Consider the following 13,416-nt stretch of genomic DNA (forward strand, 5'->3'; position numbering starts at 1 on the left):
GCCTTTCGTGAACGAGTAGCGGGGACAGGATTTGAACCTGCGACCTCTGGGTTATGAGCCCAGCGAGCTACCGAGCTGCTCCACCCCGCGTCGGCTTGTACAGCCTATCTCATGTCCGTCGTGGAGATCAGCCGGGTTCCCCGATCCGCCGCGCCGGGCCGCACCCGTCATGGCGAAGGGCCCCGGAGTTCCCTCCGGGGCCTTTCGTGAACGAGTAGCGGGGACAGGATTTGAACCTGCGACCTCTGGGTTATGAGCCCAGCGAGCTACCGAGCTGCTCCACCCCGCGTCGGCTCGTTAACCGTAGCGCACGGGCCCCACGGGGCGCAAAACGGGCCGTCAGGCCAGCCACCTCCGGATCGCCTCGACCGCCCGACGGCTGTCCGCGTCGAACCGGGCGCGCTCGGTCGAGGTGCCCTCCCAGCCCTGCTCCCAGACCACGGTGACCACGTCGCCGGAGCGGATCGCGCGGACCAGGTGCACCTCGTCGCCGCCGGTCGGGTCGCCGTTCACGTCCCGCGACAGCGTCCGGGTCTCGAACAGCACCGACTCGTCGCCGTACCCGGTGTCGCCCAGCAGGCGCTGGCGCTGCGTCACCCCGGACGTGTCCGGGACCGGCTGCTCGGGGCAGTCACGCACGGCCTCCCGCAGCTCGGCCAGCGCGTCGTCGGCCCGCCCCGGACGGTAGATGGTGATGCTGTGCCGGTAGCTCCCGTCCGGGACGTACCCCTTCGGGGTGCCGGTCAGCTTGAACGGCAGGCTGCGCGCGCGGCGGGTGACCGTCCCCGCCTCGGCGGGCCTGGCCCCGCAGAGCGCCGGCAGAACCGGTCCGGGGATGAACTGGTCGCCGATGCCCGTGTCGTTCGCGGCGGCCAGGGTGAAGAAGGCCCGGTCCGGGATGCTCGTCGGGCCGGGGTCCGGCGGCCGGGCGCTCGTCTTCGGGGGCGCCTCCGGGACACGCGTGGAGGGCGCCGGAGAGGTGCGGCTCGGCAGCGGCGCGGGCGGGGTCGGGGTGGGCGACGGCGACGGGCTCTCGGTGGTGGTGGCCGGCGCCGGTTCGGCGTCCGGCCCGGCGGCGAGCACCAGCTGCGCCCCGGTGACGGTGCCGGCGACCAGGGCGGCGACGGCCAGCGCACCCACCACGGCCCGCTGCCGCGCCCGGCGGTCGGCATACCGGCGCACCCGGTCCGGGCCCGGGAGCACCCGCTCGTCGGTGTCCACGGCGAGCGCCCTGTAGAGGCGGGTCAGTTCACGCGACATCGTTGACCTCCAGCTCCTCCGCGGCCACGCCGGGCAGCAGCTCGGCCAGCCGGGCCCGGCCCCGGGACAGCCAGGACTTCACGGTGCCGGTGGGGACACCCGCCTCCCGGGCGATCTCCTCCACCGACAGGTCGAACAGGTAGTGCAGGGCGAGGGCCTGCCGGTGCCGGGCCGGCAGCTGCCGCAGCGCCCCGACCAGCAGCACGGTGTCCTCGCCGGGTGGCCCCACGTCGGCCGGCGGGCCGGTACGGCTGGCCGCGAGCCGCCAGCCGCGCAGCCGCCGCCAGCGATCCGTGGCCAACCGGCTGATCACCAGACGCAGCCAGGCCTCGGGCGCGGGATGGTCGGCCAGCTTCCCCCACTGCCGCCACGCGCGGGCGTACGCCTCCTGGACCAGGTCCTGGGCGTCACCGGCGTCGTCGGCCACCGCGCGGCCGTACCGGAGCGCCCGCCCCGACGTGCTGCGGTAGAAGTCGTCGAACGTGTTCGCGTCGCGCATCTGGACTCCGCCTCCCCTCACGCCCACCTGCTCTGATGACGGTGGAAGCGGGCACGAGGTTGCGGGTGTTCCGTCCGGTTCGCGACACGAGCCCGCGGCCCACGACCCTCAGGGGTCGCGGACCACGGGCTCGCGTGGTCGGCTCGGCGTCAGCCGTTCGGTGTCGGGGACGACGAGGGTGGGGCCGGCGGCGACGCCGGAGGGCTGCCGCTGGGGCCCGGGGCGGGCGACTGGTTCGCCGCCGCCTGCGCCTCCTGGAACGCGGACATGGCCTCGTCGAGCGTCTTCAGCGCCCGCCCGTACCGCTCGAAGTCGCCGGACGCCTGGGCGGCCTTGACCTCGGTGATCGCGCTCTGCACGCGGCCGGCCGCCTGGGCCAGCTCACCGGTGAGCACCGGCGGGGTGGTGCCGCCGGTCGGCGGGGCGGTGCCGCCGGTCGGCGGGCTCGTCCCGCCCGAGCTGGGCGGCGCGCCGCCGGGGGCCCGTTTGCCCTGCTCGACGAGCTGCTTGATGCCGTCGCTGAGGTTGTTCGCCAGTACCACGTACGAGCCGCCGTCGCCGTACGACAGCAGCACCCGCTGCAACTGTGGGAACGCGTTCTGGCTGTTGCTCTTCACGTAGACGGGCTCGACGTAGAGCATCCCGTCGCCGAACGGCAGCGACAGCAGGTTGCCGTACTGCACCTGGGACTGCCCCGACGAGAGCAGGTTGAGCTGCTGCCGGATGTCGCCGTTGTTCGTCATCTGCTGGTGCACCTGGACCGGCCCGGAGATGCGGGTCTGGTCCGGCAGCTCCAGCACCTCCAGCTGGGGCCGCCCGTTCACGTACGACCCGGAGATCAGCGCGGCCAGGTTCTCCCGGCGGTTCGGGGTGACCGCCGAGGTGAGCTGGAAGCGCGGCCCCTCCTGCCCGGGGAACTGGGTGAACAGGTAGTACGGGGGCTGCTTCGCGCCGCTGTCCGGGGCGTCCGGCACGTTCGGGACCTGCCAGAAGTCCTGGCCCGAGTAGAAGTCGCCGGGGTCGGTGACGTGGAACCGGGCGAGCAGGTTGCGCTGCACCTTGAACAGGTCGGCCGGGTAGCGGAAGTGCTCGGCCAGCTCCGGCGGGATGTCGCCCTTGGGCAGCACCAGGTCACCGCCGAAGGCCTTGTTCCACGCCTTGAGCACCGGGTCGGCGTCGTCGAACGCGTACAGCTTCACCGTGCCGTCGTACGCGTCGACCGTCGCCTTCACCGAGTTGCGGATGTAGTTGACGTTCTCCCGGGCCAGCTGGAACGTGCCGCGGCCGGTCAGCTCGTCGGCCGTCTCGGCCTGGAGGTTCACCCGCTCCGCGTAGGGGTAGGTGGCCGCCGTGGTGTAGCCGTCCACGATCCACAGGACCCGGCCGTTCACCACCGCCGGGTACGGGTCGCCGTCCAGGGTCAGGAACGGCGCCACCTTCTCCACCCGGTCCCGCGGGTTACGCACGTAGAGCAGCTTGGAGTCGTCGTTGACCGCCTCGGAGAGGAGGAAGTTCGACTCCTGCTCCTTGATCGCGTACAGCAGGCGGCGGGGGAACGAGCCGATCTCGACGCCGCCCTCGCCGCTGTAGGTGTAGTACTGCTCACCACCGCTGGAGGTCGGCTTGTCGAACTCGACGTCGCGGTCCCCGGTCTGCCCGACGATCGCGTAGTCGTCGGCCTTCATGCGCTCGCCGTAGTAGATCCGCGGCTGCTGGGCCGGGATCTGCTCGGTCGGCGAGGTGCACGCCTGCACCTCCTCCTTGGTCGCACCACCGAGGAAGCCGGAGACGAAGTACGGCGTGCCGTTGCCGCAGACCTGGTTGGCCGGCGCCGCGACCAGGCCGTATCCGTGGGTGTAGACGGTGTGCCGGTTGATCCAGTTGCTCTGCTGCGGGGTCAGCTCGTCGTAGTTGATTTCCCGCACGCCGACCACGTAGTCGGAGGTCTTGCCGCTCACCGCGTACCGGTCGATGTCCAGCTTCGGGCCGAAGTCGTAGAAGCCGCGGACCTGCTGGAGCTGCGTGTACGTCTCGGACACCAGCTGCGGGTCGAGCAGCCGGACGTTCTGCACCACCGAGGTGTCGGTGGCCAGGTTGGCCGGCGGGACGAGGTTGTTCGCCGCGTACGCGGTGTTCTTCGTGTCGGTCAGCCCGAAGGCGGTTCTCGTCGCCTTGATGCTGCGCTCGATGTACGGCGCCTCCTTGTCCCGGGCGCTCGGCTTGACCTCGAAGGTCTGCACGGCCCACGGGTAGATGCCGCCGATCGCCACCGCCGAGACGCCGAGCAGGGCGAGCGCGATGCCGGGCCAGACCAGGTTCCGCATCCACGCGTTGGAGAACACGATGATCGCGACGGCCACCACGACGGCGATCCAGGCGAGGATCTCCTTGGCCGGGAGCAGCGCGTTGATGTCCGCGTAACCGGCGCCGTAGAGCTTGGCGCCCTCGTTGTACTCCAGCAGCATGGCCCGCTGGTCCAGCACGTACGCGATGGCCTTGAGCAGCACGAAGACGGCCACCAGCGAGCTCAGGTGGGCCCGGGCGGCGTTTGTCATCCGGTCCCCGACGCCCTGCAGCCGCACCCCGCCGAAGATGTAGTGCACCGCCAGCGCGCCGAGCAGGGCGAGCACCACCGCGGTGAAGCCGACGCCGAGCAGGTAGCGCCAGAACGGCAGCTGGAACACGTAGAAGCCGATGTCGACGTTGAACTCCGGGTCCTTCACGCCGAAGCTGCCGCCGTTGCGGAACAGCAGCCACTGGCCCCACCGGCTCTGCGCGGAGAGGCCGGCGAAGAGCCCGATGACCGCGGAGGCCAGGGCGATCCAGGTGCCGAGCCGGGGGCTCAGCACCATCCGGTAGCGCTCGAGCGTGGCCTGCTCGGCGGAGTGCGGGCGCAGTTGCGGCCGCAGCCGGTGGGCCAGCCAGAGGTTGCCGGCGATGATCACCGCCATGCCGAGCCCGATCACCAGGAACAACAGCAGCCGGGTGGCGAGCACGCCGGTGAAGACCTGGGTGTAGCGGACCTCGTCGAACCAGAGCCAGTCCGTCCACGCGTTGACCCCCCACCCGAGCAGGGTGAAGAGCACGAACACCCCGATCAGAACTCCGATGGTGACGCGTCCGCGCCGGCTCATCCTCGGAAGGGGGCTGCTACGCATGACCACTGTTGGCTCCGCACGCTCGATGTGATCGGCTCCGACCAGGCACCCAGAGTACGGGGTGTTCCTGAACACGTCGGGTCAAGGTCACGTCACGATCGTCCGGCGGCCCTGCGCGCCCGGTCAGCAGCGGGTCGGCTGCCCCCCGGCGCGGAGCTTCTCCAGGGCCGTCAACGCGTCGTCCAGCGACGCCACCTTGAGCAGCGGCAGGTCGGGCTGCGGGTTGCGGACCGCCTCGGCGCAGTTGTCGGCGGGCACCAGGAAGACCTTCGCCCCGGCCTGCTTGGCGCCGACCAGCTTCTGCGCGATGCCGCCGATCGGGCCGACCCGGCCCTCGTCGTCGATGGTGCCGGTGCCGGCGATCACCTTCCCGCCGGTCAGGTCGGCCGGCTCCAGCTTGTCGACGATGCCCAGGGCGAACATCAGCCCGGCGCTGGGACCGCCGATGTCACCGAGGTCGATCTTGAGGGTGAACGGGTGCGGCTGCTGCTGGTCGATCTCGATGCCGATCCGCGGCCGGCCGTCCTGCTCGCGGCTCTTGACCGTGGCCGTGGCCGGCGCGCCCGCCCGGGTGTAGCCGATCTTCAGCTCGGTGCCGGCCGGCTTGGCGCGGATCAGCTCGGTGAGCCGGGCCGCGCTGGACACCGGCTGCCCGTCGACCGAGGTGATCACGTCGTTGGGCTTGAGCACGTCGACCGACGGGCCGCCCGCGGTGACCGTCTTGACCAGCACCCGGATCGGGTAGCCCAGCTCGCGCAGGGCCGCCGTCTCGGCGCTGGTCTGCGAGTTCTGGAAGTCCTCGGCGTTGCGCTGCTCGACCTCCTCCTGCGACTCCCCCGGCGGGTAGACCAGCTCGCGCGGCACCACCGCCTCGTCGGAGGAGAACCAGCCGGCCAGCGCCGAGCGCAGCCGGACCGTCGGCTGCACACCCACCGTGGTCAGCCGGAGCTGCCCGGCGGAGGTGGACGTCGCCCGGCCGGTGACCTGGATGATCTCCTTGCCGTTCTCACTGCCCAGGGTGTTGACCGTCGGGCCGGGACCGAGCACCACGTACGGGATCGGCACGCTCAGCACGCCGACGCTGAGCAGGGCGGTGAGCAGTGCACCGAGGAGTACGGTCACGCCGCGACGTCTCATGCGCCAGAGCGTACCGATCCGGCCCGGAACGTCCGGCGCGGTGACCGCAGGACTTCGCCCTCAGCGCAACGCCGACGCGCGCGACCTGCGGCGCGGCCCGCGTACCGTAGACGTCGTGCCTGATATTCCGTTCGGCTTCGCGCTCCCGGGTGGGCAACCACCAGACCCCAACGATCCCGCGCAGATGCAGCAGTTCATGTCGCAGTTGCAGCACCTGCTCTCCGCGCCGGGCAGCGGACCGGTCAACTGGGACCTCGCCCGGCAGGTCGCCGCGAGCCAGCTCGCCGCCGCCGGCGACCCGGCGGTCTCGCCGTTCGAACGCAACACGGTGGAGGAGGCGCTGCGCATCGCCGACCTCTGGCTGGAGCCGGCCACCTCGTGGCCCACCGGCATCCGCACCTCGGTCGCCTGGAACCGCAACGAGTGGATCTACAAGACCCTCAACGTGTGGCGCAAGCTCTGCGACCCGGTCGCCAGCCGGATGGTCGGCGCCATGGGCGACCTGGTGCCGCCGGAGGCCCGGGCCCAGCTCGGCCCGATGCAGTCGATGGTCGCCACGCTGGGCGGCGCGCTCTTCGGCGGCCAGCTCGGCCAGGCGCTCGGCTCGCTCGCCGCCGAGGTGCTCTCCGCCGGCGACATCGGCCTGCCGCTCGGCCCCGCCGGCACCGCCGCGCTCATCCCGGCCAACATCCGGGCGTACGGCGAGGGCCTGGAGCTGCCCGAGGACGAGGTCCGCCTCTACGTGGCCCTGCGCGAGGCCGCCCACCAGCGACTCTTCCAGCACGTCCCGTGGCTGCGCGGGCACGTGCTCGCCGCCGTCGAGAACTACGCGGCGGGCATCCGGGTCAACCGGGAGGCGATCGAGGAGGCGATGGGCCGGGTCGACCCGACCGACCCGGAGTCGATGCAGGCCATCGCCCTGGAGGGCATCTTCACGCCCGAGGACACGCCGGCGCAGAAGGCGTCGCTGGCCCGGCTGGAGACCGTGCTCGCCCTGGTCGAGGGCTGGGTGTGCCACGTGGTGGACAGCGCCGCGGGTGACCGGCTGCCGAACGTGGTCCGCCTCGGCGAGGCGTTCCGCCGCCGCCGGGCCGCCGGTGGCCCCGCCGAGCAGACCTTCGCCGCCCTGGTGGGCCTGGAGCTGCGGCCGCGCCGGCTGCGCGAGGCGACGGTGCTCTGGTCGGCGCTCACCGAGCACCGCGGGATCGCCGGCCGGGACGCGGTCTGGGGCCACCCCGACCTGCTCCCGTCGGACGAGGACTTCGCCAACCCGGAGGCGTTCGCCGCGACCACCAGCGACCTGGACGAGGAGCTGGCGAACTTCGACTTCACCGCGCCCGGCGCGCCGGAGGAGCAGGCCCGGGGCGAGGACGACGACAAGTCCTGAGCCGCACGTCCCCCGGGGCCCGCACGAGCACTCGTGCGGGCCCCGGCGCGTCCGCCCACTCCCGCTCTGCAGCCCTCGACCGCTGTGCAGCCCTCGACGCCACACCAGCGTCCGACCTGCCCCCGCTCTGCTCCCCCCGACGCAGCGGCCAACACCCGCCGTACGCGTCAGGCGGGCCGGCCGGAGAGCAGTGCCCGGGTCGCCTCCCAGCCCTCGAAGGCCGGGTCGAGCGTGGCCAGGTCGGCCGGGCCGCGCAGCCGCCGCCAGCCGGCGGTGACCGCCACGTCTCCCGGACGCGGGGCGGCGGCACGCACCTCGGTGGGCGCGGCGGTGTCCAGGTCGAGCGCCGGCAACCAGTCGGGCACGGGCAGCCGGGCCGCCACGCCGAGCAGCCCCGCGCCGCTCCCCTCGACAGGTGCGACCGCGACGGGCCGGCTGGACAGCGGCCGGAGCAGCTTGCCCAGGGTGAGCCCCGGCACGTCGGGCGCGTCGGCGACCACCACGGCCGCCTGGTCGTAGCCGGCCAGGGCGGCGAACACCGCGCCGGGGGTGGGCTCCGGCACCTCGTACACGGCCGTGCCGGGCCAGACCACCGCGTCGGCCAGCCAGCGGTCCTCCGGCGTCACCGCCACGGCGGTCTCCACCTCGTTCAGCGTGGCCAGCAGGTCCACCACGTCCTCGGCGAGCGCGCTCCGCCACCGGGCCGGATCGATCCCCGGCGGCGTCCACCTGACCGGGCCGAGCAACGCCACCACCACACGTCGAGCCACCCGACGACCCTAACCCCGCCACCCACCGCCGGCCCGCCGGCGCGGCGTCGATCGCCGTCGGATGCCGTCGGTTGCCGTCGGTTGCCGTCGGTTGCCGTCGGATGCCGTCGGTTGCCGTCGATCATGAAGTTGGCTGCGACAAAGCGGGCGAATCGCGCCGCTAACTTCATGATCGACGCTGAGGGGTGAGGAGTGGAAGGGCAGATGGGCGGAGGGGCGGAGGCGGCGGGAGCGGTGGGGGCGGGAGCGGTGGGGCGGGGGCGTCAGTCGGTCAGGGGGACGCCGGTGGTCGCCGCCACGCCTTCCAGGTAGCCGCGAGCGCGTTCGCTCTTCGGATAGCGGGCCACCAGGGCCCAGAACTCGCCGTTGTGGCTGGGCACGATGAGGTGGGCCAGCTCGTGCAGCAGCACGTAGTCGATCACCCACTCGGGCATGTCCTGGATGCGGTGGGAGATCCGGATGGTGCGGTCGGCGGGGGTGCAGGAGCCCCAGCGGCCGTTCTGGTTGGTCACCCAGCGGACGCTGGCCGGGGCGGCGGCCCGCGCGTGCTCGGGCAGGTAGAGGGTGATCAGTCGGGCGGCCCGGGCCAGCAGCTCGGCGTCGGAGCGGGCGAGCCGGCCCTCACGGGCGGCGAGCCGGGCCAGCATCCGGTCGACCCACTCGCTCTCCTCGGCACGGGAGAACTGGTCCGGGATGAGCACGACGACGCGCTCACCGTCGCGGTACGCGGACACCGTGCGTCGCCGGCGCTGGCTGCGCCGTACTTCGACGACGGGCTTCCGCGTCCCGGCCATCACTGGTCCGCGCAGCCTCGGATGACTGTCACGAGGGAAAGCTAATGCGTACTGACCAGGGGTCCGCAAGAGTCAACACGACGACACGCGCCCGGAAAATGGCGGTTGGTCGTCAGGAGTCCTGAAAAATTTCTTTGCGGCGGCAGTTGACCATCACCTGCGGGCCCCTGTCAACGTTAGGTGATCTACGGACGAGCTGTCGCGGTGGGCCGCCCCGAAGGGGGATCTGAGGGCATTCACCCGGCGTGTCCCCGCGAAACTGACTTATCCGACGTAACGCGGCATGCACACTCTCGACGTCGACTTGCTCACAGAGTCGACGCACAGCTGACATGGAACCGCCCAGACCTGGGTAGGGTCCGCCAACCAGCGGTCACGTGCGTGATCGCGGAGAACCCCCCGGCGCCGGCGCCACCCGTGGCCCGCCGCAGGGAAACCCGCCGGAGGCGTCCGGTGGACGAGACGAGGAGGGCTACCGTGGCCGACCAGGCCCAGACCTACAACGGTTACTGCGTGAAGTGCAAGGAGAAGCGGGACTTCGAGGGCCGTGTGGAGGTCTCGAAGACCGGCATGAACATGGCCAAGGGCAAGTGCCCGGTGTGCGGCACAACAGTGAACCGCATCCTCGGCAAGGCCAAGGTCTGACCCGACCGGGTCGCACGGGGGAGGGGTGGCGACCGCCACCCCTCCCCCGTCGTGTAGCCGACACCGGCTACCGGCCGGTTGTGGAAAACCCGGGTTTTCCTGTGGACAACGCTGGCCACGGCCCGGCGCACCTGTGGACAACGATCGACGGAGAGCGCGGACACGGTCACCATTCGTGGTGTGACCGAACCGGTGCCCCTCGCCCGTCCGACCCTGCTGCCCGGCCTCACCCGGCTGTGGCGGGACCGGCACACCCTCCAACTCGGGGTGGAACCCGGCCCGGCCGTGCTGCTGGAGCTGACCAGCCCGGGCGCCGCCCGCCTGCTCGACCTGCTCGACGGCACCCGGAGCGAGCGCGCCGTGCTCGCGGCAGCCACCGCCGCGCGGGTCCCGCCGGCCGAGGCCCGGCTGCTGCTCGACACGCTCCGGGCCGCCGCCCTCGTCGTACCCGCGCAGAGCCTGCTCCCCCGCGACCTCACCGGGCCGGTCCGGACCCGGCTCACCGGGGAGGCCGACGCCCTGGCCCTGGCCGCGCCCGCCCTGCCCGGCACGCCGGCCCGGCTGCTGCGCCGCCGCCGGGCGGCACGCGTGCTGGTCACCGGGGCCGGGCGGCTCGGAGCGGCGATCGCGGTCGCGCTGGCGCAGGCCGGGGTCGGTCACGTCGTACCCGACCTGGCCGGCCCGGTCCGCCCCGGTGACCTGGTGGGCACCGGGCTGACCGGCGCGGAGCTGGGCCGCCCGCTGGCGCCGGCGGTACGCGCGGCGCTGGCCCGGTGCGCACCGGGCACCGCGACCGCGCCGCTGCGGCCGGGCCGGGCCGACCTGGTGGTCCAGCTCGGCGTCGACCGCCCGGCGCCCCTGCTCGCCACCGGCTACGCGCGCCGCCGCCAGCCCCACCTCCTGGTCGACCTGCGCGGGGGCGTGCCGGTGATCGGTCCGCTGGTCCGCCCGCCGGCGGGACCCTGCCTGCGCTGCCTCGACCTGCACCGGACCGACCGCGATCCGGACTGGCCGGTCCTCGCCGCCCAGCTCGCGGCCGGTGCCGGCGACCGGGTCTGCGCGACCACCACCCGGTTGGCCGCGGCGGCCTACGCGGCGGCCGAGGCGTTGACCCACCTCGACGGGGGCACCCCGGAAACGCTCGGCTGCGCCGTCGAAATCGGGCAGGTCGGTCGCTTCCGGCATCGCCGGTGGCCGCCGCACCCTTCCTGCGGATGCTCCGGTCGTCGCCCGATCCGGTCTGCCGCACCCGCTCCCGGCCGCACAGCAGCAGCGGGGCCGCCGAGTCGGTAACAATGACCGGGTGACCGACATCCCGCGCCGGGCCGTGTCCCGGACCGCCAAGCTCGCCGCTCTGCCGCTCGGCTTCGCCGGTCGGACCGTCCTCGGCATGGGCAAGCGGGTCACCGGGCTCGCGTCCGACGTCATCTCCGCCGAGATCCAGCAGCGCACCGCCGAGCAGCTGTTCAGCGTGCTCGGGCAGCTCAAGGGCGGGGCCATGAAGTTCGGGCAGGCCCTGTCGGTCTTCGAGGCGGCGCTGCCGGACGAGATCGCGGCACCCTACCGGCAGGCGCTCACCAAGCTCCAGGAGGCCGCCCCGCCGCTGCCCGCGGCGACCGTGCACAAGGTGCTCGCCGAGCAGCTCGGGCCGGACTGGCGGGACCGGTTCGTGGAGTTCAACGACACCCCGGCCGCCGCCGCCAGCATCGGCCAGGTGCACCGCGCGGTCTGGCGCGACCCGGGCTACGGGCCGAACGGCGGCCCGCGCCACCGGGACGTGGCCGTGAAGATCCAGTACCCGGGCGCCGGGGACGCCCTGCTCGCCGACCTGAAGCAGCTCTCCCGGCTGGGCGGCATGTTCCGCGCGATCCAGCCCGGGCTGGACGTCAAGCCGCTGCTGGCCGAGCTGCGCGAGCGGATCACCGAGGAGCTGGACTACGAGCTGGAGGCCGAGTCGCAGCGCACCTTCGCGGCCGCGTACGCCGGCGACCCGGACATCTACATCCCCGAGGTGCTCGACGCCGCGCCCCGGGTGCTGATCACCGAATGGGTCGAGGGCACCCCGCTGTCGCAGATCATCCGCGAGGGCACCGAGGAGCAGCGCGACCAGGCCGGGCGGCTCATGGCCGAGCTGCACCTCTCCGCGCCGATGCGTGCCGGGCTGCTGCACGCCGACCCGCACCCGGGCAACTTCCGGCTGCTCCCCGACGGCCGGCTCGGCGTGATCGACTTCGGCGCGGTGGCCCGGATGCCGGAGGGGACCCCCGAGCCGATCGGCCGGATCGCCGCTCTGGCGCTGCGCGACGACGCGGACGGGGTGGTGGCCGGGCTGCGCGACGAGGGCTTCGTCAGCCCCACGGAGCCGATCGACGCCGAGGGGGTGCTGGACTTCCTCCGCCCGATGCTGGAGCCGATCGCCGCGGACGAGTTCCGCTTCACCCGGGCGTGGCTGCGGGCGCAGGCGGCCCGGCTGGCCAGCCCGCGCTCCCCCACCTACCAGCTCAGCCGGCAGCTCAACCTGCCACCGTCGTACCTGATGATCCACCGGGTGACGCTGGGCTCGATCGGGGTGCTCTGCCAGCTGGAGGCGAAGGCGCCCTACCGGGCGATCCTGGAGCGCTGGCTGCCCGGCTTCGCCCCGGTGAGCTGACCGACGCACGCCGAAGGGGCGGTGACCATCCGGTCACCGCCCCTTCCGTGGTGTAGGGATCTAGAGAGCGCCCAGGTCGCGGGCCGACTGGCTGCGGCCACGCATGGCGACGGTACGGGCGGAACGGGTTGCCTCAGTGCTCGTGGTGGTGCCGGCCTGAGGCCGGCGCATTCGAGCCCGGGACAACGCTTCGTGGAGTAGTTGCATCTCGGTTCCATTCGGCAGGTGCAGCATCGATGTCGGCTTTCTCGCGGCCGGTGGGTTCACCGGCGGGGACGTTGGAACGGGGTTGTGTCAGGCTGCCAGCCGGACGGAGTTCCGCGACTCGGACAGCCCACTGGCCGCCAGTCGCGCCTCCGCCTCGACCCGGAGCTGGGCGTCACGGGCGAGGTCCTCCTTGCGCGGACGGCCACGGGGCCGCTTGCGCGGGACGACCGCGCCACGCTCGAAGATCTCGCCGCCCCAGACGCCCCACGGCTCGGACCGCTCCACCGCGCCGGCGAGGCACTCGACGCGCAGCGGGCAGTCCCCGCAGAGCGACTTGGCCAGCTCGAGCTCGGCAGGCGAGTCGGAGAACCACAGGTCGGGGTCGAACTTCCGGCAGGGCAGGTTCGCCTCCACCTCGACGCTCACGTCGAGTGGGGCCAACGCCAGACTCATCCTCCGGTCACCTCTCTCTCACTTCGATCTCGTGGATCGCATTCCTGACGGCACTACGGCGGTGCAAAAAAACTGAGGCCGCGGATCCCGGTATGCGGGTTCCGCGGCCTCGAGGTGAGCCGGTGGTCTGGTGGATCAGACCGGTCTACCTCGAGGTGGAACGCCGCGGACATCCGTGCGCTTCTTGGCGCCATCGATGCCCATGCCCGTGAAGCCACTGGTCCCCTCGATCCCCGCCAGCGGCGCCACGGTCCGGTTCAGCTCGGCCTGAACCTGGGCCTGGTGCACCTGGGGAGTCGACGGTCGAGCGGCAAGGGCCACCCGGACGGACGACAGCGGAGCGCAGGCAGCTGGCATCGCCGCCGGACGCTCATAGGTGAAGATCTCCACGGGTGCCACCTCCCTGTCTTTCCTCGTGCCGACCTTGGACTCATCCCCCGTGAGCAGCCAGAATGG

At 72.7% G+C, this 13,416-nt stretch carries 12 protein-coding genes and 2 tRNA genes; 4 read left to right on the forward strand and 10 right to left on the reverse strand.

The features are described 5' to 3' along the window. Nucleotides 1-16: 16 nt before the first annotated feature. The 6 genes from ACZ6PY_RS10215 to ACZ6PY_RS10240 all read right to left on the reverse strand — a co-directional run bounded on the left by ACZ6PY_RS10215 (nt 17) and on the right by ACZ6PY_RS10240 (nt 6,054). Nucleotides 17-90: transfer RNA gene (locus tag ACZ6PY_RS10215), tRNA-Met, on the reverse strand. Nucleotides 91-215: 125 nt separating this feature from the next. Further along, nucleotides 216-289, reverse strand: a tRNA-Met gene (locus ACZ6PY_RS10220). A 50-nt stretch (nt 290-339) separates the two neighbouring features. Further along, on the reverse strand, nt 340-1,260 hold the full coding sequence (locus ACZ6PY_RS10225; RefSeq protein ID WP_466071004.1) for a hypothetical protein: 921 nt from the start codon (nt 1,258-1,260) through the stop codon (nt 340-342). After that, nucleotides 1,250-1,759 (reverse strand): RNA polymerase sigma factor, encoded by a 510-nt coding sequence (locus tag ACZ6PY_RS10230; RefSeq protein WP_466071006.1) that lies wholly within the window; start codon nt 1,757-1,759, stop codon nt 1,250-1,252. Before ACZ6PY_RS10230 ends, ACZ6PY_RS10225 begins: the two co-directional genes overlap by 11 nt. A 149-nt stretch (nt 1,760-1,908) precedes the next feature. After that, a complete protein-coding gene (locus ACZ6PY_RS10235; protein WP_466071007.1) occupies nt 1,909-4,917 on the reverse strand; it encodes a UPF0182 family membrane protein in 3,009 nt (1,002 codons plus the stop codon). 123 nt (nt 4,918-5,040) lie between these two features. Next, nucleotides 5,041-6,054: a YlbL family protein gene (locus tag ACZ6PY_RS10240; RefSeq protein WP_466071009.1), complete on the reverse strand. Its 1,014-nt coding sequence runs from the start codon at nt 6,052-6,054 to the stop codon at nt 5,041-5,043. Between the two features lie 184 nt (nt 6,055-6,238). Between ACZ6PY_RS10240 and ACZ6PY_RS10245 the strand changes: the two genes are divergently transcribed. Further along, nucleotides 6,239-7,441 carry a zinc-dependent metalloprotease gene (locus tag ACZ6PY_RS10245; RefSeq protein ID WP_466072044.1) on the forward strand — a complete coding sequence of 401 codons (1,203 nt, stop codon included), beginning with the start codon at nt 6,239-6,241 and terminating at the stop codon, nt 7,439-7,441. A 167-nt stretch (nt 7,442-7,608) separates the two neighbouring features. Here ACZ6PY_RS10245 and ACZ6PY_RS10250 read toward each other — a convergent pair whose 3' ends face one another. Continuing rightward, on the reverse strand, nt 7,609-8,211 hold the full coding sequence (locus ACZ6PY_RS10250; RefSeq protein WP_466071011.1) for a hypothetical protein: 603 nt from the start codon (nt 8,209-8,211) through the stop codon (nt 7,609-7,611). A 263-nt stretch (nt 8,212-8,474) separates the two neighbouring features. Continuing rightward, a complete protein-coding gene (locus ACZ6PY_RS10255; RefSeq protein ID WP_466071012.1) occupies nt 8,475-9,005 on the reverse strand; it encodes a M48 metallopeptidase family protein in 531 nt (176 codons plus the stop codon). Nucleotides 9,006-9,482: 477 nt separating this feature from the next. Between ACZ6PY_RS10255 and ACZ6PY_RS10260 the strand changes: the two genes are divergently transcribed. From ACZ6PY_RS10260 to ACZ6PY_RS10270, 3 genes are all read left to right on the forward strand, one after another. Further along, nucleotides 9,483-9,650, forward strand: coding sequence for a DUF5679 domain-containing protein (locus ACZ6PY_RS10260; protein WP_012014940.1), 168 nt, complete (start codon nt 9,483-9,485; stop codon nt 9,648-9,650). Nucleotides 9,651-9,830: 180 nt separating this feature from the next. Next, nucleotides 9,831-10,943 carry a TOMM precursor leader peptide-binding protein gene (locus ACZ6PY_RS10265; RefSeq protein WP_466071014.1) on the forward strand — a complete coding sequence of 371 codons (1,113 nt, stop codon included), beginning with the start codon at nt 9,831-9,833 and terminating at the stop codon, nt 10,941-10,943. A gap of 10 nt (nt 10,944-10,953) precedes the next feature. After that, nucleotides 10,954-12,300: an ABC1 kinase family protein gene (locus ACZ6PY_RS10270; protein ID WP_466071016.1), complete on the forward strand. Its 1,347-nt coding sequence runs from the start codon at nt 10,954-10,956 to the stop codon at nt 12,298-12,300. Between the two features lie 294 nt (nt 12,301-12,594). Here the strand turns inward: ACZ6PY_RS10270 and ACZ6PY_RS10275 are convergent, their stop codons facing one another. Both ACZ6PY_RS10275 and ACZ6PY_RS10280 read right to left on the reverse strand, forming a co-directional pair. Continuing rightward, on the reverse strand, nt 12,595-12,960 hold the full coding sequence (locus ACZ6PY_RS10275; RefSeq protein WP_151462818.1) for a WhiB family transcriptional regulator: 366 nt from the start codon (nt 12,958-12,960) through the stop codon (nt 12,595-12,597). Nucleotides 12,961-13,095: 135 nt separating this feature from the next. After that, nucleotides 13,096-13,350, reverse strand: a complete 255-nt coding sequence (locus tag ACZ6PY_RS10280; protein ID WP_262284865.1) for a hypothetical protein — start codon at nt 13,348-13,350, stop codon at nt 13,096-13,098. Nucleotides 13,351-13,416 lie beyond the last annotated feature (66 nt).

The organism is Micromonospora sp. NPDC048907, from assembly GCF_055586885.1.